Annotated in this window: 16 protein-coding genes; 4 read left to right on the top strand and 12 right to left on the bottom strand. The window is 67.5% G+C overall.

All coding sequences use genetic code 11. The features are described from left to right. The 3 genes from Q0716_RS06700 to Q0716_RS06690 form a co-directional block, all read left to right on the top strand. The coding region (locus Q0716_RS06700) for a PD-(D/E)XK nuclease domain-containing protein (protein ID WP_299021181.1) at positions 1-581 on the top strand (581 nt) is incomplete at its 5' end. A 148-nt stretch (positions 582-729) separates the two neighbouring features. Continuing rightward, positions 730-927, top strand: coding sequence for a DUF2892 domain-containing protein (locus tag Q0716_RS06695; protein WP_299021180.1), 198 nt, complete (start codon positions 730-732; stop codon positions 925-927). A 52-nt stretch (positions 928-979) separates the two neighbouring features. Then, positions 980-2,785 carry a sensor domain-containing diguanylate cyclase gene (locus Q0716_RS06690; RefSeq protein WP_299021177.1) on the top strand — a complete coding sequence of 602 codons (1,806 nt, stop codon included), beginning with the start codon at positions 980-982 and terminating at the stop codon, positions 2,783-2,785. Positions 2,786-2,859: 74 nt separating this feature from the next. Here the strand turns inward: Q0716_RS06690 and Q0716_RS06685 are convergent, their stop codons facing one another. From Q0716_RS06685 to Q0716_RS06640, 10 genes are all read right to left on the bottom strand, one after another. Continuing rightward, complete coding sequence (locus Q0716_RS06685) at positions 2,860-3,750, bottom strand: lipid A biosynthesis acyltransferase (RefSeq protein WP_299021174.1); 891 nt, start codon at positions 3,748-3,750, stop codon at positions 2,860-2,862. 67 nt (positions 3,751-3,817) lie between these two features. Then, positions 3,818-5,314, bottom strand: coding sequence for an aldehyde dehydrogenase (locus tag Q0716_RS06680; protein WP_299021171.1), 1,497 nt, complete (start codon positions 5,312-5,314; stop codon positions 3,818-3,820). Between the two features lie 125 nt (positions 5,315-5,439). Then, positions 5,440-6,990, bottom strand: coding sequence for a protein adenylyltransferase SelO (locus Q0716_RS06675; protein ID WP_299021168.1), 1,551 nt, complete (start codon positions 6,988-6,990; stop codon positions 5,440-5,442). A 103-nt stretch (positions 6,991-7,093) separates the two neighbouring features. Next, on the bottom strand, positions 7,094-7,930 hold the full coding sequence (locus Q0716_RS06670; protein ID WP_299021165.1) for an ABC transporter permease subunit: 837 nt from the start codon (positions 7,928-7,930) through the stop codon (positions 7,094-7,096). 12 nt (positions 7,931-7,942) lie between these two features. Then, positions 7,943-8,875, bottom strand: a complete 933-nt coding sequence (locus tag Q0716_RS06665) for an ABC transporter permease subunit (RefSeq protein WP_299021162.1) — start codon at positions 8,873-8,875, stop codon at positions 7,943-7,945. A 38-nt stretch (positions 8,876-8,913) separates the two neighbouring features. Beyond that, complete coding sequence (gene potA, locus Q0716_RS06660) at positions 8,914-10,029, bottom strand: polyamine ABC transporter ATP-binding protein (protein ID WP_299021159.1); 1,116 nt, start codon at positions 10,027-10,029, stop codon at positions 8,914-8,916. Positions 10,030-10,157: 128 nt separating this feature from the next. Beyond that, positions 10,158-11,324 carry an extracellular solute-binding protein gene (locus tag Q0716_RS06655; protein WP_299021156.1) on the bottom strand — a complete coding sequence of 389 codons (1,167 nt, stop codon included), beginning with the start codon at positions 11,322-11,324 and terminating at the stop codon, positions 10,158-10,160. A 122-nt stretch (positions 11,325-11,446) separates the two neighbouring features. Further along, positions 11,447-12,865 carry an aspartate aminotransferase family protein gene (locus Q0716_RS06650; RefSeq protein ID WP_299021153.1) on the bottom strand — a complete coding sequence of 473 codons (1,419 nt, stop codon included), beginning with the start codon at positions 12,863-12,865 and terminating at the stop codon, positions 11,447-11,449. 30 nt (positions 12,866-12,895) lie between these two features. Further along, the gene (locus Q0716_RS06645; protein WP_299021147.1) at positions 12,896-14,266 is read right to left on the bottom strand and encodes a glutamine synthetase family protein; all 1,371 of its coding nucleotides are present in this window, start codon (positions 14,264-14,266) and stop codon (positions 12,896-12,898) included. 122 nt (positions 14,267-14,388) lie between these two features. Then, the gene (locus Q0716_RS06640) at positions 14,389-15,204 is read right to left on the bottom strand and encodes a gamma-glutamyl-gamma-aminobutyrate hydrolase family protein (RefSeq protein ID WP_299021144.1); all 816 of its coding nucleotides are present in this window, start codon (positions 15,202-15,204) and stop codon (positions 14,389-14,391) included. A 113-nt stretch (positions 15,205-15,317) separates the two neighbouring features. Here Q0716_RS06640 and Q0716_RS06635 point away from each other — a divergent pair, with 113 nt between their 5' ends. Beyond that, entirely contained in the window at positions 15,318-16,811 is a 1,494-nt protein-coding gene (locus tag Q0716_RS06635) for a PLP-dependent aminotransferase family protein (RefSeq protein WP_366139723.1), read from the top strand. Here Q0716_RS06635 and Q0716_RS06630 read toward each other — a convergent pair. Further along, the gene (locus Q0716_RS06630; protein ID WP_299021139.1) at positions 16,791-17,774 is read right to left on the bottom strand and encodes an HAD hydrolase-like protein; all 984 of its coding nucleotides are present in this window, start codon (positions 17,772-17,774) and stop codon (positions 16,791-16,793) included. The genes Q0716_RS06635 and Q0716_RS06630 overlap by 21 nt on opposite strands. A gap of 38 nt (positions 17,775-17,812) precedes the next feature. After that, positions 17,813-19,135 carry an FAD-binding oxidoreductase gene (locus tag Q0716_RS06625; protein WP_299021137.1) on the bottom strand — a complete coding sequence of 441 codons (1,323 nt, stop codon included), beginning with the start codon at positions 19,133-19,135 and terminating at the stop codon, positions 17,813-17,815. Between the last annotated feature and the right edge of the window lie 275 nt (positions 19,136-19,410).

Here is a 19,410-nt window from a genome sequence, read left to right as displayed (position 1 = left end):
CGGAAGCGCTGCTGTGGCAGACGGGCTATCTCACCATCACCGGCGTGGAGCGGCTCGGGGGACTCGTGCAGTACCAACTGGGCTATCCCAACCGCGAGGTGGAAAGCGCTTTCAACCAGGCGCTGCTGCGCGCCTGGGTGCCACCGCAGGTGCCCACGCAGCCGCTGCCGCTTCTGAAGAAGTGGTTCGCGCTTGATTGGACTGCCCTGCGCACGCACTTCGAGTCGCTCTTTGCCAGAATCCCGGCCGACTGGTACCGGGCGATTCCCGTGCTGCACTACGAGGGCTACTGGGCCAGCGTCTTCTACTCGCACCTGGCCAGCCTCGGGCTCGATCTCACCCCGGAAGACGTCACGAACCAAGGCCGCATCGACTTGACGCTCAAACTGCCGCAGGCCATCGTCATCATGGAGTTCAAGCGCATCGATGGCGACCAACCCACGGGCGAGGCGATGGCGCAGCTGCGGCAGCGGGGCTACGCCGACAAATACCGCGCCGACGGCCGCCCCATCTGGCTGCTGGGCGTGGAGTTCAGCAGCACCACGCGTAATGTGGAGGGATGGGAGGTTGAGCCTGCCTGAGATGGTCCGAGCGTTTCACGTGGAACCATCATTGGCGATTTCGAAACCCGGCTCACTTGCGGGAGTTGCCAATCGTCAAATGGCTGACGTACATTGTGGGGTATCGTTAGCTTATCTAAACCCCGTCGTACCCAAAGGAGCCTCCATCATGACCCGTAACGTCGGCGGCATCGACCGCATTCTTCGCATCGCCATTGGCCTCCTCTTGATCGCGCTGGCTGCCACCGGCACCGTCGGTGTCTGGGGCTGGATCGGCATCGTCCCGCTGGCCACGGGGCTCATCGGCTGGTGTCCGCCGTACGCCATTTTTGGCATCAACACCTGCAAAACTCGCAGCGGCGAATAACCTGCCGAGCCCGCACGCCCTTGCCGTGCGCGGCGCCGATCTTGGAGAGCCTATGCACCGTTTGCGGCGCTGGCTGGCCGTCGCGAGTTGCTTGGGCACGCTGGGCGTGCTGGTCCCGGCCTTGGGCGGACCGAGCACACCCCCGGCGGATCAGGTCGCTTTTGGCGACGTCTTCCGCTACCAGGGGGTGCCCATGCTGTGGATCGAACCCGACAGCGGGCGCATCGTCGATGCCAACGAGGCGGCCGCCTTGCTCTATGGCCGCTCCGTGGTCGAGCCGCGGCAGCAGCACTTTCAGAACATCAACCTGCTGTCTGAACGACGGGTGGCCGAAGAACGCCAGCCCGACACCCTGGCACAAACGCAGCGCAAAGAGCTGTGGCTGCTGGCTGCCGTGATGGCACTCGGCGCGGTGGTGGCGGTCTTGATCACGGCCGCGCTGGGGCTTCGCCGCCGGGCACAATGGGCCACCGCGCAATGGCAGCAAGCTCAACAGGCGTTAAAGATGCGCGAAGCGTCGCTCCAACACCTAGCACGATCGGCCCACGGCATGCAGCTGGCGCTGCAGGGTGCTGGCCTGGGTAGCTGGGATTGGGACTTGCGCCTCGATCGCCTGCAGCTCGACCCACCAGCCTTGCAGGTATTGGGTCACTCGGTCGCCACCCTGCCCACGCTGAACATGACGCGCTGGCTGGATTTGATCGCGCCGGCCGACCGCTCGCTGTTCGAGCACGCGTGGGCGCGCCACCTCAGCGGGCAACAGCCGCTACTGGAGTGCGAACTGCGCCTGCGCCACCGCGACGGTCATGAGGTGCCCGCGCTCTTGCGCGGGCAGGTGGTGGCGCGCGGCGACGATGGCACGCCGTGGCGGGTGGCGGGCATACTGGCCTACCTGAGCACGCTACACGAATACCAGCGCGCCGCCTCCCTGGCCGAGCAGGTCTTTCGCTACACGCACGAAGCCGTGTTGGTCACGGATGCCCAGGGTTGTATCGTGCGCGTCAACGACGCTTTCGGACGGCTGACCGGCTATGCGCCGGACGAGGTCCTGGGGCGCAACCCGTCGCTGCTGGCCTCCGGCCGGCACGATCGCGCGTTTTTTGCCGCCATGTGGAACGCCCTGCAAACGCAAGGCCACTGGTCGGGCGAAATCTGGAACCGCCGCCGCGACGGTGCGTTGATGGCCAACTGGATGACCATCAGCGTGATGCGCGACCCGCGCGGCGAGGTGCAGGGCTACGTTGGTGTTTTCCACGACATCACCCAGCGCAAGCAGACCGAGGCCGAGCTGCAGCGCACCGCACTCACCGATGCGCTAACCGGCCTGGGGAACCGCGTGCTGCTACACGACCGGCTGCAGCAGGCGATGGCCCGCACCGCCCGTCACGGCGCGTGCCTGGCGGTCGTGATGCTGGATCTGGACGGCTTCAAAGCCATCAATGATACCCACGGTCACGCCGCGGGCGACCGCCTGCTGATTGCGCTGGCACAGCGGCTGCGTGCGCTGGTACGCGAGGTGGACACTGTCGTGCGGCTGGGAGGTGACGAATTCGTGCTGCTGCTGCCGGATCTGATCCGCCCACAGGATGCCGAGCCGTTGTTGCAGCGCATCTTGCAAGCGATGGCGCAGCCAGTGGATGATGCCGCTGGGGCGCTGCAGGTGTCGGCCAGTGTCGGCGTCACCTATTACCCGCAAGAACCGCCCGTGGACGCCGACACACTGTTGCACCAGGCCGATGAGGCGATGTACTGGGCCAAGCGCAGCGGGCGCAACCGTTATGCCGCCTGGACCCCTGCCTTGGCCAACAATGGCGGCACCTCGTCGGCCGCAAGCGCGGGAGCAAACCACCAGCCTTGATGCACGGGACAGCAGCGGCGACGAAGGTTAGCCCATTGCCCCGGCCGCCAAACCCCTCTGCGACGGGCGCCGGCTCAATACACCCCTGCGCTCCCCGGTGGCCGCGTCTTGAAGCGCCGATGTAACCAATGGTACTGCCCAGGTGTTTCGCTGATCCACGCCTGCAGCTCGGCGTTCATGCGCTGCGCGTCGGCCACGTCGTCGCCGCTGGGGTAGTCGGCCCAGGCCGCGCCCACCCAGACGCGATAGCCATGCCGGTCCAGCCGCGCCACCACCGGCCGCACGGGGGCGCGAGCCACTCCAGCCAGCCGCGGCAGCGAGGTAACGGTGGCGGCCGGAACCCCAAAAAACGGCACGAACACCGACTCGCGCGGACCGAAATCCATGTCTGGCAACAGATAGACCGCGCTGCCTGCGCGCAGTGCGCGCACCAGGCCGCGTACCCCCTCGCGGCGCGAGACGACCTGCGGCGCGCCAAAGCGCTGGCGCCCTTGGCGCACCCACGCGTCCAGCGTGCGGTTGACCTGGGGAGCATACAAGCCCGCCCACGGGCGGTCGATGGCCTGCGTCAGCCGCGTCCACGCCGCGTCCAGCCCCACGAAGTGGGGCACGAACAACAACTGGGGGCCCGGCGCGGCCAGCGCCGCCCACTCGCCGTCCAGCCGCACGCGCTGCGCCACGACCGTCGCCGGGGCGTGCCAAAGCCAAACCCGGTCCACAAACGCCTGGCCGAAATGGATGAACGTTTGCCACGCCCAGGTCCGCCGTTGCGCAGCAGACGCCTGCGGAAAACACAACGCCAGATTGCGCTGCACGATGGCGCGCCGACGATGCGCCAACAGGTACAACCCCGCGCCCAGGGTCGCACCCACCGTGCGCAGCAGCGGCAGCGGCAAGCGGGCGGCCCAGCGCAACCAGGCCGGGCCGGGCGTGAGGGCGTGATGGACAACAGCGGTGTCGGTCATGACCGCTGCGGATGATAGCGGCGGCCGACACGCCCACACGAACTGCGCCCACCCCCGGGCGGGACTGTCACGCCGACAGCGGATCGTCGATGCGAATCCAGGTGGTTTTGAGTTCGGTGTATTTATCCAGCGCATGCAGCGACTTGTCACGCCCGATGCCGCTTTGCCGAAAACCGCCAAATGGCACGGTGATGTCGTCCTCGTCGGACTGGTTGACGTGCACCGTGCCGGCGCGCAGCGCGCGCGCCACCGCGTGCGCCTTATTGAGGTCACGCGTCCACACCGCCGCCTGTAGGCCGTAAATGCTGTCGTTGGCCTGCCGTACCGCGTCGGCCAGGTCGGTGAAGGTGATGACCGACAGCACGGGGCCGAAGATCTCCTCGCGCGCGATGGTCATGGTATTGGTCACCCCGTCGAAGACCGTGGGCTGCACGTAGCAGCCGCCCGGCACTGGCTCGACTGCCTGCCCCCCGGCAAGCAGGCGTGCGCCTTCGGCCTGGCCCTGCTCGATGTAGCGCAGCACGGTGTCGAGCTGGATGCGGTCGACAATGGCGCCCATGATCGTCTGTGGCTCCAGCGGGTTGGCGGGCTGGTAGCGCGGCACCAGCGCCAGCGCTTTTTCCAGGAAGGCCTCCTTGATACTGGCCTCGACGAACAGCCGCGACGGTGCGTTGCAGCTCTCGCCCTGGTTGAAAAAGATGCTGGAGACGGCGGCCTCGACCGCCCGGTCCAGATCGGGACAGTCGGCACACACGATGTTGGGTGACTTGCCGCCCAGCTCGGTCCAGGCGCGCTTGAGGTTGCTCTGGCCCGCCATGACGTGGATTTGCTTGCCCACCCGCGTGCTGCCAGTAAAGGCGATGGCGTCGACATCCATGTGCAGGGCCAGGGCACTGCCCGCCTCGGGCCCGTAACCAGGTACGACGTTGAGCACGCCGGGCGGCAGGCCGGCCTCCAGCGCCAACTCGGCCAGGCGCAGCGCGGTCAGGGGCGACTTTTCGCTCGGCTTGAGCACCACCGAATTGCCCGCGGCCAGGGCGGGCGCGATTTTCCACGCCGCCATCAACAGCGGATAGTTCCACGGCACGATGATGCCAACCACCCCGACTGGCTCGCGCGTGATCAGCGCGAGCGCGGTGCGTGGAGTAGGCGCGATTTCGTCGTAGATCTTGTCCACCGCCTCGCCGTACCAGCGGATGCAATTGGCCGCGCTGTGCACGTCCACGCTCTTGGCGTAACGGATGGGTTTGCCCATGTCCAGCGTCTCGGTCAGCGCCAGCTCGTCGGCGTGGGCCAGCAGCCGCTCGGCCAGGCGGATGAGCACGCGTTTGCGCGCCGCCGGGGCTTGGCCACACCAACGCCGGTCCTCGAACGCGCGCCGCGCCGCCGCCACCGCCGCGTCGATGTCGGCCGGGCCGCCGCGCGCCACGGTGGTCAACAGCCGCCCGTCGATGGGCGAAAGGCAGTCGAATGTGCGGCCGTCGGCCGCCTCGACCCGGCGGCCGTCGATGACAGCGCGGCCATCGAGCGCCGGGGTGACAGCGGGGGTGGGGGTTTCGGGCATGGTCAAGGCTCCTTCGGATGGTGCGTCCTATCCTACGGCAGCGCGGGCGCGCCTGGCGCAGCCACTTGCGGCACGCACTGGTGGTCCGCTTCCGCGCCCGTGACAGGTCGTCCTACACTGCCGTCCTAGGTGCCGCAAAAGGTGCGATAGCGGCGAGCAGTCATGGGATCGGCCGGTTGGGCATAGCGCTCGAGCCCCGGGCGCTCATCAAACGGCTGCTGCACCACGGACAGCAGCGCCTCGAACGGGGCCATATCGCCCTCGTCGCTGGCGGCGCGCAGCGCTTCCTCCACGCGCTGGTTGCGCGGGATATAAATCGGGTTGACGCACCGCATGGCGTGCGCCCAGTCCGTGGGGGACCCGTGCGCGTTGCGCTGCAGGCGCGCTTGCCAGCGCGTGAGCCACGCATCCAGCGCCGCCACATCGGCAAACAGCGCGGCCAGAGGCTGCGCCGCCGCCGCCGACGCGCGCGCCGGTTGGGTATCGAGTGCCGCCGCCAAATCGCTCAAGCGCCGGTGCGCCAGCGTCCAATCCACCGCTTGCGCGTGCAGCAGGTGCAGCCAGTCGTCGATGAGCGCCTGGTCTGCGCCGTCCAGCGCGGCATCGGTCGGCGGCGCCTCACCCGCTTGCCAGCCCAGTTTGGCCCGCATGATCGCCAGCCAATGGTGCCGGTAGCGCGCGCCAAAGCGCTCGATCGCGGCCTGAGCCAGGGCCAGCGCGGCCTCTTCGTCGGGATGCAGCAGTGGCAACAAGGCCTCGGCCAGCCGTGCCAGGTTCCACTGCGCCATGCGCGGTTGGTTGCCCCAGGCGTAGCGGCCGCCATGGTCGATGGAGCTGAACACCGTCTGCGGATCGAACGCCTCCATGAACGCGCATGGGCCGTAGTCGATCGTCTCGCCGGAGAGCGTCATGTTGTCCGTGTTCATGACGCCGTGGATGAAGCCCAACCCCATCCACTGGGCCACCAGCGCCGCCTGCCGCTCGCACGCGCCTTCCAGCAGCGCCACATACGGCTGCTCATGCGGCCCGGGGTCGTGGCGCTGCAAGGTGTGGTCGGCCAAGCGCCGCAGCAGCTCCACATCCCCACTGGCCGCCACCCACTGAAAGGTGCCGACCCGGATGTGGCTCGCCGCCACGCGCACCAGCACCGCGCCCGGCACACGCTGGGGCAAGCCGTCCACCTCGCGCCAGATCGTCTCACCGGTGGCGACGACGGCGAGCGACCGGCTGGTGGGCACGCCCAACGCGTGCATGGCTTCGCTGATCAGATATTCCCGCAGCATCGGCCCCAGCGCCGCCTTGCCGTCACCGCCGCGCGCAAAGGGGGTGCGCCCAGAGCCCTTGAGCGCCACGTCGCGCAGGCGGCGATGGCGGTCGAGCACCTCGCCCAGCAACAGGGCGCGCCCGTCCCCCAGGCGCGGCACATAGCCGCCGAACTGGTGGCCGGCGTACCCCTGCGCGACGGTGCGCACCTCTGGCGGCCACCCTTGACCACACAGCAAGGCCGCGCCCTCGGGCCCGCGCAACCGTTCGGCAGGCCAACCGAGTTCGGCCGCCAGCGCATCATTGAAGACCACGAGCGCGGGCTGTGGCACCGGTGCCGCCCGCCACGGGATGCACAAGGGGGCGAGTTCGGTGGCGTAGCGGTGCTGCAAACCCGGCATGGCGTCGATCATGCCGCCAAGGGTAGCGACAGCGGGGCCCGACGCGGCGACGGCCGCGTCAAGACCCTATCGCGCACCGGCCCTCCCGGTGATGCGGCACGCTGACGGTTGGGGCTCAGGCGCGGGTGGCGGCTGCGATCTCGCGCTCGCGCCGACGCGTGTTGCGCGCCACCCACAACGCGTAGCTGACGATGACGACCGTCACCACTGCAATCAGGATCGTGGCCGCGGCGTAGATGGTGGGGTTGATGCCGCGCCGCGCGTAGCCGAAGATGACCTGCGGCAGCGTGTTGACACCGGGGCCCGACAAAAACTCCGAGATCACCACGTCGTCGAACGACAGCGTAAACGACAGCAGAAATGCTGCCAGCACGGCAGGCGCGATGTTGGGCAGCGTCACCAGAAAGAACACCTGGTGCGGGCGCGCACCCAGGTCCATGGCGGCTTCTTCGATGCGGCGGTCCATCTCGAGCAGGCGCGACTGCACCACCACCATGGCATACGCCATGCCCATGAGCGTGTGGCCCAGGACGATGGTGAGCATGCCACGCTGCGGCCAGCCAAAGACGTTTTGCGCGCCTACCATCAGCAACAGTAGGGACAGGCCAATGATCACCTCTGGCATGACCAGCGGCGCGTTGACCATGCCTGAAAACACCGTTCGGCCCCAGAAGCGCCGGTAGCGCACCAGCACGAAGGCGGCGAACGTGCCCAGCACCGCCGACAGCACGCCGGTCGTCAGCGCCACTTTGAGCGACACGAAGAACCCGTTGACGATTTTGGTGTCGGCCAGTAGCGCCTCGTACCAGCGCAGCGAGAAGCCGGTGAACACCGCGTCTTGCCGCGTGCTGTTGAACGAAAAGACGATCATGAACAGCAGCGGGGCGTACAAAAACGCGTACACCAGCAGCAACCAGCCTTTGCTAAAGTGGCGTCCGAGCCAACGCGTCATGGCGACTCCCCTTCAGTGTGCGGCGCGCTCGCCGCTGTAGCGGTAGTAGATGGCCAGCGGCACGACGATGAGCGCGATCATGACCACCGCCAGCGCCGCGGCCCGCGGCCAGTTGTTGGCGGTAAACATCTCGTCCCACACCACGCGGCCGATCATCAGGTTCTCCGGGCCGCCCAGCAGCGAGGGGATGACGAACTCGCCCACCGACGGGATGAACACCAGCATGAAGCCCGCGATGATGCCGGCCTTGGACAGCGGCACCGTCACCAACCAGAACGCCTTCCAGGGCGTGGCACCCAGGTCGTAGGCGGCCTCGAGCAGCCGCCAGTCCATCTTGACCAGGTTGGCGTACAGCGGCAGCACCATGAAGGGCAAGTACACATACGTCATGCCCACCAGCATCGACACGTTGGTGTAGAGCAGGTGCAGCGGCTCATCGATCACGCCCAGCGCCATGAGCGCGCGGTTGAGGATGCCCGCGTCGGCCAAAATGCCCTTCCAGGCGTAGACGCGCAGCAGAAAAGAGGTCCAAAACGGCAGCATCACCAGCAATAGCAGCGCCGGGCGCACCGCGGGCGCGCTGCGGGCGATGAAATACGCAAACGGATACCCGATCACGAGGCACAGCGTCGCCGTGATGGCCGCATACAGCAGCGAGCGCGCGTACGCTTCGACGTACAGCGTCTGAAACAGCGGACCGTCCCACTGCGCTTTGAAGATGCTCCAGTAGTTTTCGTACTTCAAGCGCAGCACGCCGGTTTCAGCGTCCCACAAGGGCTGGAACGGGTCGATGCCGTCACCCATGTCGACGAAGCTGATGTAGAGCAGGATCAGGAACGGCAGTGCAAAAAAGACCGTCAGCCAGCCAAACGGCACGGCAATGACGAAACGCCGCCCGGGCATCGGCAGCGGCGCGGCGCGCTCGGGGGTGGAGGGGTGACTCATGATGGCGCAGGCAGTGGGGATGCGGACATGCGCCGCGGTCAGTCGCGCAGCACGACACCAGCAGTGTCGTTCCACCAGAACCAAACCTCGTCCTCCCAGGTGATGTCGGACAGGTCGTGGCGCGAGGTATTGGCTTCGGTGATCTTGACTTTTTGTCCCTGCGGTGTGACGACGATGTAGCTGTTGTACGAGCCGAAGTAGGCAATCTCTTTGACCCGGCCCTGAAACAGGTTGCACGGCACGCCCTCGGGTCGGGTCTTGGCGATCTCGATCTTTTCTGGCCGCACCGCGACGCTGATGGGCATCCCGACGGTGCCAGTGGTGCCGTGCCCGACGTGGATGACGCCCAACGGGGTGGACACAGCGCAGTGGTCGGGCTCATCGATGCTGAGTGTGCCGTCGAACAGATTGACGCTGCCGATGAAGTCGGCCACGAAGCGATTGGCCGGAAACTCGTACATTTCCTGCGGGGTGCCGATCTGCAATACCCGGCCCTTGCTCATGACCGCGATACGGCTGGCCATGGTCATGGCCTCTTCCTGGTCGTGCGTGACCATGACGCAGGTCACGCCCACCTGCTCGATGATGTTGACGAGCTCGAACTGGGTCTGCTCGCGCAGTTTTTTGTCCAGCGCCCCCAGCGGCTCATCGAGCAGCAGCAGCTTGGGCCGCTTGGCCAGACTGCGCGCCAGCGCCACGCGCTGCTGCTGCCCACCCGAGAGCTGGTGCGGCTTGCGTCGTGCGTACGCGCTCAGTTGCACCAGCGCCAGCATGTCGCTCACGCGCTTGTCGATTTCGGCCTTGGGCAGCCCCTCGCGCTTGAGGCCGAAGGCGACGTTTTCCCAGATGTCCAGATGCGGAAAGAGCGCGTAACTCTGAAACATCATGTTGACCGGCCGCTCATACGGGGGCAGACCGGCGACGTCCTGCCCGCCGAGCAGGATGCGCCCGGAAGTCGGGGTCTCGAACCCCGCCAACATGCGCAGCAGGGTGGATTTGCCGCAGCCCGAGCTGCCCAGCAGCGCAAAGATTTCTCCCTTGCGCACCGACAACGACACCTCGTCAACGGCCAGCGCCTCGTCGAAGCGCTTGACGAGCTTTTCGGTGACCAAGTAGTTTTCCCGTTCAGCGGGAGCACGGGACGGTTCGGCCATGACGGATCACACTCCTGCGGGTCACGCGACCCAGGGGTCGGTCAGAGAAAGAAAACGGGCTGTTCATACCCTCGGCACGAACAGCCCGGTGCTCATCGGTGGTGCATCCGCACACCGTTTGGGCGCGTTTACTTGCCGCGCTTGAACGCGTTGTAGGCCGACGCCATCGCCTCGCGCGCTTCGTTGGTGAAGCTGCTGGGCTGGATCAACTTGGGCATGTAGTCCGCCGGCGGGAAGATCGACGGGTTGTTGGCCACCTCGGGCTTGATCAGATCGCGACCCTTCGTGTTGCCGGTGTTGTAGCCCATCTCGTTGGCCATGGCAGCGGCGTTTTCCGGCTTGAGGAAGAAGTTGATGAACGCGTGTGCGTTGTTGGGGTGCTTGGCGTCCTTGAGGATCGCCATGGTGTCGAAGAAGGCCAACGCCCCGGTGGAGGGCAGCAGCGCGACGATCTCGTCCTTGGAGCCGGTCTCGGCCGCGCGCCCGGCGGCGATGTTGATGTCACCCGCCCAGCCGATGACGGCGCACGCCTTGCCGCTGGCAATATCGTCGATCATGGTCGAGCTGAAGATGCGGATGTCTTTGCGCACCTTCATGAGCATGTCCACCGCGGCCTTGTAGTCGGCCGGGTCGTTGGAGTAGGCATCCTTGCCGATGTAGTGCAGCGCCACCGGAATGATTTCGGTGGGCGAATCGAGGTAGGCGATGCCGCACGACTTGAGCTTGGCGGTGTACTTGGGGTCGAACACCAGGTCCCAGGCGTTCTCTGGCATCGGCATGCCGCCCAGCGCCTTCTCGACCTTTTGCTTGTTGATGCCCACCGTCGTGAAACTCCACGCCCACGGCACCAGGTGTTGGTTGCCCGGATCGACGCGCTCGAGCACCTTCATGACGCCCGCGTCGAGGTTACCGTAGTTGGGGATCTTGGCCTTGTCCAGCGGTTGGAACATGCCGGCTTCGATCTGCGGCTTGGCGAACACGCTGCCGGGCACGACGATGTCGTAGCCGGTGTTGCCCGCCACCAGCTTGGCGTGCAGCGCCTCGTTGGTCTCGAACGTGTCGTAGTTGACCTTGATGCCCGTTTCCTTCTCGAAAGCCTCGAGCATGCCGTCCGGAATGTAATCCGGCCAGTTATAGATGTTGAGCACTTTCTCGTCATCGAGCACGGGGCCGGCCGGGGCTTGGGCCACCGCGGGTGCGGGCGCCGGTGTCGGTTGGGCGACGGGCTCTTCTTTCTTGCCACAGCCGGCGACGAACGCAGCCGCCATCGCTAGGGCCAACAAGCGCTTCTTCATGTCCACACTCCTGTCCAGAATTCGTGAGAAGGATCGACGGGTTTGCCAAACAAGCACATTGCGGGCCAGATCGGCAGCAGCCTCGAGCCCCACCATGCCGAGTGGGGATTCTAGGGCAGACGCTATCCAATTTTGCCCTGGCGTTGCAAATCCGCCAGCGTCGCGTCCAACGCACGGCGGATCAAGCCGATCATCTCGTCGATGTCGGCACGCGTCATCACCAGCGGCGGCGCGATGATCATGCGGTCGCCCACCGCGCGCATGACCACGCCGGTGTCGAAGCAATGCCCGCGGCACGTCATGCCGACCGCCCATTCTTCGGCAAAACGCGCCAGCGTCGCCTTGTCGCGCACCAGAATGAGGCCCGCGACCATGCCGCAGGTCTCGGTCACGCCCACCAGCGGATGGTCGGCCAATGTCGCAAAGCGCTCGGCCAGATAGGGGCCGGTGTCGGTGCGCACGCGCTCGGGCAGGCCCTCGCGCTGCATCAGGTCGAGGTTGGCCAGCCCCACGGCACACGCCACCGGATGGCCGCTGTAGGTGTAGCCGTGGGTGAACTCGCCGCCGGCGGCCAGCACCTGCGCCACGCGCTCATTGACGAGCACGCCCCCCAGCGGGATGTAGCCGCTGGTCACCCCTTTGGCAAATGTCACCAAGTCCGGCTTGGTACCGAAGCGCTCGTAGGCAAACCAATGCCCGAGGCGGCCGAACGCGCAGATGACTTCGTCCGAGATGAGCAAAATGCCGTACCGCTCGACGATGCGCTGGATCTCGGGCCAGTACGTCTCGGGCGGGATGATGACGCCGCCGGCGCCCTGCACCGGCTCGGCGATGAAGGCCGCCACCTTGTCCGGGCCGACTTCGAGGATTTTCTCCTCCAGCCAGCGCGCGGCGCGCCGGCCAAAGTCGGCTGGCGTCTCGCCTGGCTCGCGCAGGTCCCAGTAGTACGGCTGCTGGATGTGCACGATGCCGGGAATGGGCAGGTCGCCTTGCTCGTGCATGCCGGTCATGCCGCCCAGCGAAGCGGCGGCGACGGTCGAACCGTGGTAGGCATTCCAGCGGCTGATGATGACCTTGCGCTGCGGCTGGCCCATCAGGTCCCAGTACCGGCGCACCAGGCGCACGTTGGTGTCGTTGGCCTCCGAGCCGCTGCTGGTGAAGAACACGTGGCTGAAACGCCGCCCGTCCACCGGTGGGGCCAGCTCGCTCAGGCGCGCGGCCAGCCGCACCGGGGGCTCGGTCGTGGTCTGGAAAAAGGTGTTGTAAAACGGCAGCGTCAGCATTTGCCGGTACGCGGCATCGGCCAGCTCGCGCCGGCCGTAGCCGGCGTTGACACACCACAGCCCACTCATGCCGTCCAGAATGCGGTGCCCCTGCGAGTCCCAGATATAGATGCCCTCGGCGCGGGTGATGACGCGCGCGCCCTTGGCCGCCAGCGCCTGATGGTCGGTGAAGGGGTGCAGGTAGTGCGCGCTGTCGAGGGCCTGCAGCGTGCGCGTGGGGTCGCTCGAGAGGGTGGCGGTATCGGCGGGGGCGTTCATGGCGGCAGGCTCCTCGGTGGATCGGGCGGTTCAGACGTGCAGCAGTAGGTGCTCACGCTCCCAGGGCGAGATCACTTTCATGAACTCCTCGAACTCGAGTTCCTTGATCTCGGTGTAGATGGTGATGAAGTCCTCGCCCAGCACGTGGTGCAGGTCGGGCTCCCGGCGCAGCCAGTCCAGCGCTTCGCCCAAGCTGCGCGGCAGCGCATAGGCCGACAGGTAGGCGTCGCCGCGCATCTCGGGCTTGGGCTTGATTTTGTTGACCAGGCCCAAATAGCCGCACGCCAGCGTCATCGCCATGGCGATGTAGGGGTTGGCGTCGGCGCCGATGACGCGGTTTTCCAGCCGGCGCGCCTGCGGCTGCGAGATCGGCGAGCGAATGCCGACGGTGCGGTTGTCGTGCCCCCACTCGATGTTGATGGGCGCGGCGGTATGCCGCGCCAAGCGCCGGTAGCTGTTGACATAGGGAGCCACCAGCGCCATGGCGGCCGGGATGTAGCGCTGCAGCCCGCCGATGTAGTGGTAGAACGCCTCCGAGGGGCTGCCATCCTCATTGCTGAAAATGTTGCGCCCGGTATCCTTGTCGACGATGCTTTGGTGAATGTGCATCGCGCTGCCCGGCTCGCCGGCGATCGGCTTGGCCATGAAAGTGGCGTACATGTCATGGCGCAGCGCGGCTTCGCGCACCGTGCGCTTGAAGAGAAACACCTCGTCGGCCAGCGCCAGCGGGTGCGAGTGAAAGAAGTTGATCTCCATCTGCCCGGCGCCGACCTCGTGGATGAGGGTATCGACGTTGAGCTCCATCTTGTCGCAGTAGTCGTAGATCTCCTCGAACAGGGGATCGAACTCGTTGACGGCGTCGATGGAGTAGGCCTGGCGCGACGTTTCGGCGCGGCCGCTGCGGCCAATCGGCGGGTGCAGCAGCGTGTTGGGGTCGGTGTTGCGCGCGGTCAGGTAAAACTCGAGCTCGGGTGCGACCACGGGCTCTAGGCCCATCGCCTCGTACAGGCCACAGACGTGGCGCAGCACGCTACGCGGCGCATACGGGATGAGCTTGCCGCTGTGGTCGAAGCAGTCGTGGATGACTTGCGCGGTCGGATCACTGGCCCACGGCACGATGCGCGCCGTCGTGGGATCCGGGCGCAGTTGCATGTCGCGGTCGGTGGGCTCGATGACGTCGTAGTACGGCCCACTCTTGGGCTGCTCGCCGGTCACGCTCATGGCCACGATGGCCTGTGGCAAGCGCATGCCGCGGTCCTCGGTGAACTTCTCGCGCGGCAGGATCTTGCCGCGCGCCACACCGGTCAGGTCGGGCACCAGGCACTCGACCTCGGTAACGCGGCGCTCGTTGAGCCATTGTTCGAGTTCGTTGAAGGATTTGAGGTGTTTGGAACTGCTCATGGGTTGCTCCGTGGTCCCGGATCGGGTGGCGGCGCGTCGAGGGGCCACCACCCCGCTGGGATGACCCGGTGATTCTGGCGCCGAACGCGCGGCGGGCACAACCCCGGGCCCTGGTCAACCGCTCAGGGGAGTTCCGGGGCGGCAGCAAACGCGCGCGCGTCGGCCGCCCGGCGCTGACGCCGCTGACGCAGCGCCTCGCCAAAGGCGCGAAAGATGGCGCTCGACACGGGGTTGTCCCCATAGCGCCACTCGGGGTGCCACTGCACCGCCAGCGCAAAGGCACGCGCGTCGGTGAACTCGACGGCCTCGATGAGCCCATCGGGCGCGTGTGCCACCGCACGCAGCCCCGGCGCCAAGCGCCGGATGCCCTGCCCGTGCAGCGAATTGACGCGCACTACCGGGGCGCCCCCCGCCAGGCCGTGCAGCAGCGAGCCGGGTTGCAGCGTGACGTCGTGGCGCGGGGCGTACTGCTCGTCGATGGGCGCGCCTTTGGGCTCGCGGTGGTCCAGGTGGCCGGGTAGGGTGTGCACCGCCTGGTGCAAGCTGCCACCCAGCGCGACGTTGATCTCTTGAAAGCCGCGACAGATGCCCAACAGCGGGATGCCCGCCGCCAGCGCGTGGCGCACCACGGCCAGCGTCACCTCGTCGCGCGCCTCGTCCAGCGGCAGCGAGGGGTCGGCGACCGCTTCGCCGAAGTGGCGCGGATGGACATTGGACGGCGAGCCCGTGAGTACCACGCCATCGACCAGCGACAGCAGCGCCGGCACCTCGTCCGCACTGGCGAGCGGAAACATGACAGGCTGCGCCTGCGCGCCAAACTTGACCGCCCGCGCATACTTGTCGCCGAGCAGCAAAAACGGCATCGCGCGCCCGTGGTCACCCAACAGACGGTGGTCTGCCGGCATCCAAACGAAGGGATCAGAAGCGATGTCGATCATGTTACGGTTCATTCTGCGGGCCGATTGGGTGCACAATGGGTGCCACTTGCCCCCATGGCGTGGTGCCACTTCGTGACTGGGCCGCCCCCGACCCCATGACGCAATCTTCGACGCTGCTGGCCGATTTTTTGTTGACCGAGATGGCGCGCCCCGACGGGCCGGCGGGGCCCCACGGCGGCTTGCCGCTGAATCGCCGCCTGTACGAGGCGCTGCGGCGCGCGATGCTCGACGGGCGCTTGTCGGCGGGGGATCGGCTGCCCTCCAGCCGAGAGCTCGCGCAAGACCTCGGACTGTCGCGCAACACCGTGGTGGCGGCATTGGAACAGCTGGGCGCTGAGGGGTATTTGGTCAGCCGCGTGGGCAGCGGCACTTATGTGCACGACCAGCTGCCCCCGCCAGCCCCATCCAGCCGGCGTGCGCGCACGCGCGACGATGCTCGGCTGCCCGGGCTGTCGGCGCGCGGGCGGGTACTCGCCGAGTGCTTCGGTGCACGCGAACTGGAAATCCAACCGTTCACCCCCGGTCCGGCCGACTTCAGCGCCTTTCCGGTGGCGCTGTGGCAGCGGCTGCAAAACCGGCACTGGCGCAGTGCGCGCCCGGAGATGTTGGACTACACCGCCTCCGGCGGCTACGGGCCGCTGCGGCGCGCGGTGGCGGACTATTTGCGCGTCTCGCGCAGCGTGCGCCTGGATGCGGAGCAAGTGCTCATCACCACGGGCACGCAGCAGTCACTGGAGCTGTGTGCATGGCTGCTGGCCGATGTGGGCGACGGTGTGTGGATCGAAGACCCGGCCTACTGGGGTGCGATCAAGGCGTTCACCGCCTGCGGCTTGCAGTGGCTGCCGGTGCCCGTGGACGGCGAGGGGCTCAACCCAGCCGCGGCCAGCGGCCCCGCGCCGCGCCTGATTTACGTGACGCCATCGCACCAGTACCCAACGGGTGCCGTCATGTCGCTGGCGCGGCGGCGCGAGCTGCTGGCACAGGCGGCGCGCGCCGGGGCGTGGATACTGGAGGACGACTACGACAGCGAATTTCGCTTCGACGGCGCGCCGATCGCGTCGCTCGCGGGGCTGGACGACGATGGCCGCGTGTGCTACCTGGGGACGTTTTCCAAGGTGTTGTATCCGGGCATCAAGCTCGGGTATCTGGTCGCCCCGCGGGGTTTGGTGGAGGCCTTCCGCCAGGCGCATTACGACCTGCACCGCCCAGGCCAACTCCCGCTGCAGGCGGCGCTGGCGGAGTTCATCGAGATGGGGCACTTCGCCGCGGCGCTGCGCCGCTCGCGCCAGACCTACGCCGACCGGCGCGCCCAATTGCTGCGGGCGCTGGAACCCCTGTTGCAAGAGCCCGGCGTGCACATCACCGGTGCGGCACAAGGCTTGCACCTGTGTGTGCGCCTGCCACCTGCGCTGAACGACGCCGCCATCGCCGAGGCCCTGGCCCCACAGGGGATTTCGGTGCGGCCGCTGTCGGCCTACACCCTGCAGCGGCGCGACCTGCGCGGCTTGCTGATTGGCTACGGCTACGCCCAGCCCAGCCAAATCGCCCCCGCTGCCCAGCGCATCGTCACAGCCGTGCGCGAGGCGCTACGCGTGGCGGGCGGCTGAGGCGGCCGGGACGCTCGTCGCTCCCAGGGCGGGCAGCACCCAATGCGGCACGATGCCCGTCAGGTCGCTTGCACGCGCCACGTCGAGCCCCGTGCTCGCGCCCGCACCCGTGACCAGCGCGGCATGCAGGCCCGCCGCCAGCGCACCCAACACATCGGTGTGCAACGTGTCGCCCAGCATCAGCACGCGGGTGCGCGGCAGCGCCACCGGCAGACTGGCCAGCGCGTGCTCAAAAATGGCACCGAACGGCTTTCCTACCCGGTGCACCCCGGCGCCGGTGCGCGCCTCCAGCCCCGCGCACCAACCGCCAGGCTCGCGCACCCAGCCCCCTTCCCACGGTGAGATGAGGTCGGGGTTGGCCACCCACACCGGGCGCGGTTGGGCGCGCAGGCTGCCCTCCAGCCGGGCTTGCGCCGCTTCATCCCAGCCTTGGGCGGCCAAAAACAGCACCGCATCGTCGCCGTCGCGCAGCGGGCCGTCGCAGCGGCGCGCCTGGGCCAGCGGCAGGTCGTGCCAGTCGGCCCCGGGCGGTGCGACGACCGCCCAGCGCCAGTGACCCGGACACGCGTGCAGCGCCTCGGCCGTCACGTCACGGCTGGTGATCCAGTCGGTCTCTGTCAGATCGAAACCCATGGCCCGGTAGCGCGCCACCAACGCCGGTTTGGGGATGCTGGCCGCATTGCTGACGATGCGAAACGGCACGCCCGCTCGGCGCAAAGTGGCCAGCGCCTGCGCCGCGCCGGCGATCGCCCGCTGGCCGACGTTGAGCACGCCAAATGCATCGAACAAAAAGGCATCGTAGTGATCGCGCAATGCGGCCAGCCCCTCGACGAACTGCGCCTGGTGTGCCAGCCGGGGAAGCGCGGGCCACAGCGCCCGCTCGGCCTCGTAGGCCTGCAACAGATACCAGGGGTCGCCCGCAGGGGGCGTATCGGCGGACGGCATCGGCGCAAGGACGTTCATGGCCTCGATTGTCGCCGCCCGCCGCCCCCGCGCACGGCTCAACCCAGCGCGTCGCGCAGCCGGTGCCACGCCATGCCCAGCGCCAGCACCGGCGTGCGCAGCCAGGGCCCGCCGGGAAACGCCTGATGCCGCAGCCGGGTATAGAGGTCGAACCGCTCCGACTGCGCGGTGATGGCCTCGGCCACCAGCCGCCCGGCCAGCCCGGTCAGCGCCACCCCATGGCCGCTGAAGCCCTGCAGGTAATACACGTTGCCCTCCACGCGGCCGAAGTCGGGCGCGCGGTTCATCGTGATATCGACGAACCCACCCCACAGGTGCGTGCTCGCCACCCCAGCCAGCTGCGGGAACACCGCTTGCAGGCGCTGCTGTAGCGTGGCGCGCAGGCGCGGCGGCGTCATGGTGGTGTAGCTGACACGTCCGCCAAAGAGCAGCCGGTGGTCCGCACTGAGCCGGAAATAGTCCAGCACCACGTTGTTGTCACACACCGCCGCCCCGCACGGAATGAGCGACTGTGCCCGCTCGGGCGACAGCGGCTCGGTGGCCAGGATATACGTCCCCACCGGCATGATGCGGGCCGTCAGCCGCGGGGGCAGCACCCCCGGGCCATACTCGGGCAGCAGACAGTTGCCCGCCACCACGGCAAAGTCGGCCTCCACCACGCCGGCGTCGGTGTGCGCCTGCACGCGCGGGCCGCGACGCTCCAGACGCCGCACGGGGCTGTGCTCGTGCAGCAAGGTCCCCGCCTCCTGGGCTGCCCGGGCTAGTCCCAGGGCATAGCGCAACGGGTGCAAATGGCCCGATACCGCTTCGTAGGCCGCCGCCACGTAACGCGGGCTGTCCACGTACTGGCGCACCGCGTCCCCCTCGACCCAAGTGGTGGCAAAGCCATAGTCCCGTTCGAGCGATTCCATTTCCTGCCGTAACGCGCGCGCCTTGCGCGGTCGGTCGGCCACGTAGAGGTAGCCGCGCCGCCATTCGCAGTCGATGCGGTAGCGCTGGATGCGCTCTTCGATCAGATCGACCGCCTGCAGCGACAGCGCCCACGCTTGCCGCGCGGCTTCACGACCCAGTTGCGCCTCGAATGGCGCCATGCCACATGCGTAGCCGACGATGGCCTGCCCCCCGTTGCGGCCACTGGCCCCGCTGCCGATGCGATCGGCCTCCAGCAACACGACGCGCCGCCCGCGCTCGGTCAATTCGAGCGCCGCGCTCAAGCCAGAAAACCCACCGCCGACCACCACCACGTCGGCGCGCTGCGTTCCGTGCAAGGGCGGCAGCGCTGGCGGTCGTACCACGCTGGCTTCGTAATAACTGTGGGTATCGCGCTGGGTGTCGGAGCGCAACAAGGAGGGGCGCAGCATACGATGGGGCGGGGACACGTGGCGTTGCACGGGCGGCGAGGACCGCCACCGTGGACCCTAACGATACGCTCAAGCGAGCGCCCGAACGGATCCAATCGACGGCAGAGCAGGGGCGCCAACGCGGGCAACGCCCATCTATCGCCTTCGCCAATCACCGGTTTCATCACGCTGTCATCGTTGGCGTCAACCATACCCGGGTTTCTCGACCACACTCACCCGGAGGTTAGCCCACCATGGCCAAAGATTTTTCGTTGATGGAAGACTCCAACCGCAGC

Origin of the sequence: uncultured Tepidimonas sp., from assembly GCF_938045175.1 — a bacterium.
GTDB lineage: Bacteria > Pseudomonadota > Gammaproteobacteria > Burkholderiales > Burkholderiaceae_C > Tepidimonas.
The sequence above is the reverse complement of the archived record's forward strand: the minus strand, read 5'-3'. Positions and strand labels throughout refer to the sequence as shown.

What these genes read in the sequence shown, in the direction of transcription:
- Q0716_RS06645 (WP_299021147.1), bottom strand. Translation starts at nt 14,266, where the DNA reads ATGAGCAGTTCCAAACACCTCAAATCCTTCAACGAACTCGAACAATGG.
- Q0716_RS06670 (WP_299021165.1), bottom strand. Translation starts at nt 7,930, where the DNA reads ATGACGCGTTGGCTCGGACGCCACTTTAGCAAAGGCTGGTTGCTGCTG.
- Q0716_RS06680 (WP_299021171.1), bottom strand. Translation starts at nt 5,314, where the DNA reads ATGCCCGAAACCCCCACCCCCGCTGTCACCCCGGCGCTCGATGGCCGC.
- Q0716_RS06695 (WP_299021180.1), top strand. Translation starts at nt 730, where the DNA reads ATGACCCGTAACGTCGGCGGCATCGACCGCATTCTTCGCATCGCCATT.
- Q0716_RS06665 (WP_299021162.1), bottom strand. Translation starts at nt 8,875, where the DNA reads ATGAGTCACCCCTCCACCCCCGAGCGCGCCGCGCCGCTGCCGATGCCC.
- Q0716_RS06690 (WP_299021177.1), top strand. Translation starts at nt 980, where the DNA reads ATGCACCGTTTGCGGCGCTGGCTGGCCGTCGCGAGTTGCTTGGGCACG.
- Q0716_RS06640 (WP_299021144.1), bottom strand. Translation starts at nt 15,204, where the DNA reads ATGATCGACATCGCTTCTGATCCCTTCGTTTGGATGCCGGCAGACCAC.
- potA (WP_299021159.1), bottom strand. Translation starts at nt 10,029, where the DNA reads ATGGCCGAACCGTCCCGTGCTCCCGCTGAACGGGAAAACTACTTGGTC.
- Q0716_RS06655 (WP_299021156.1), bottom strand. Translation starts at nt 11,324, where the DNA reads ATGAAGAAGCGCTTGTTGGCCCTAGCGATGGCGGCTGCGTTCGTCGCC.
- Q0716_RS06625 (WP_299021137.1), bottom strand. Translation starts at nt 19,135, where the DNA reads ATGCTGCGCCCCTCCTTGTTGCGCTCCGACACCCAGCGCGATACCCAC.
- Q0716_RS06675 (WP_299021168.1), bottom strand. Translation starts at nt 6,990, where the DNA reads ATGATCGACGCCATGCCGGGTTTGCAGCACCGCTACGCCACCGAACTC.
- Q0716_RS06630 (WP_299021139.1), bottom strand. Translation starts at nt 17,774, where the DNA reads ATGAACGTCCTTGCGCCGATGCCGTCCGCCGATACGCCCCCTGCGGGC.
- Q0716_RS06685 (WP_299021174.1), bottom strand. Translation starts at nt 3,750, where the DNA reads ATGACCGACACCGCTGTTGTCCATCACGCCCTCACGCCCGGCCCGGCC.
- Q0716_RS06650 (WP_299021153.1), bottom strand. Translation starts at nt 12,865, where the DNA reads ATGAACGCCCCCGCCGATACCGCCACCCTCTCGAGCGACCCCACGCGC.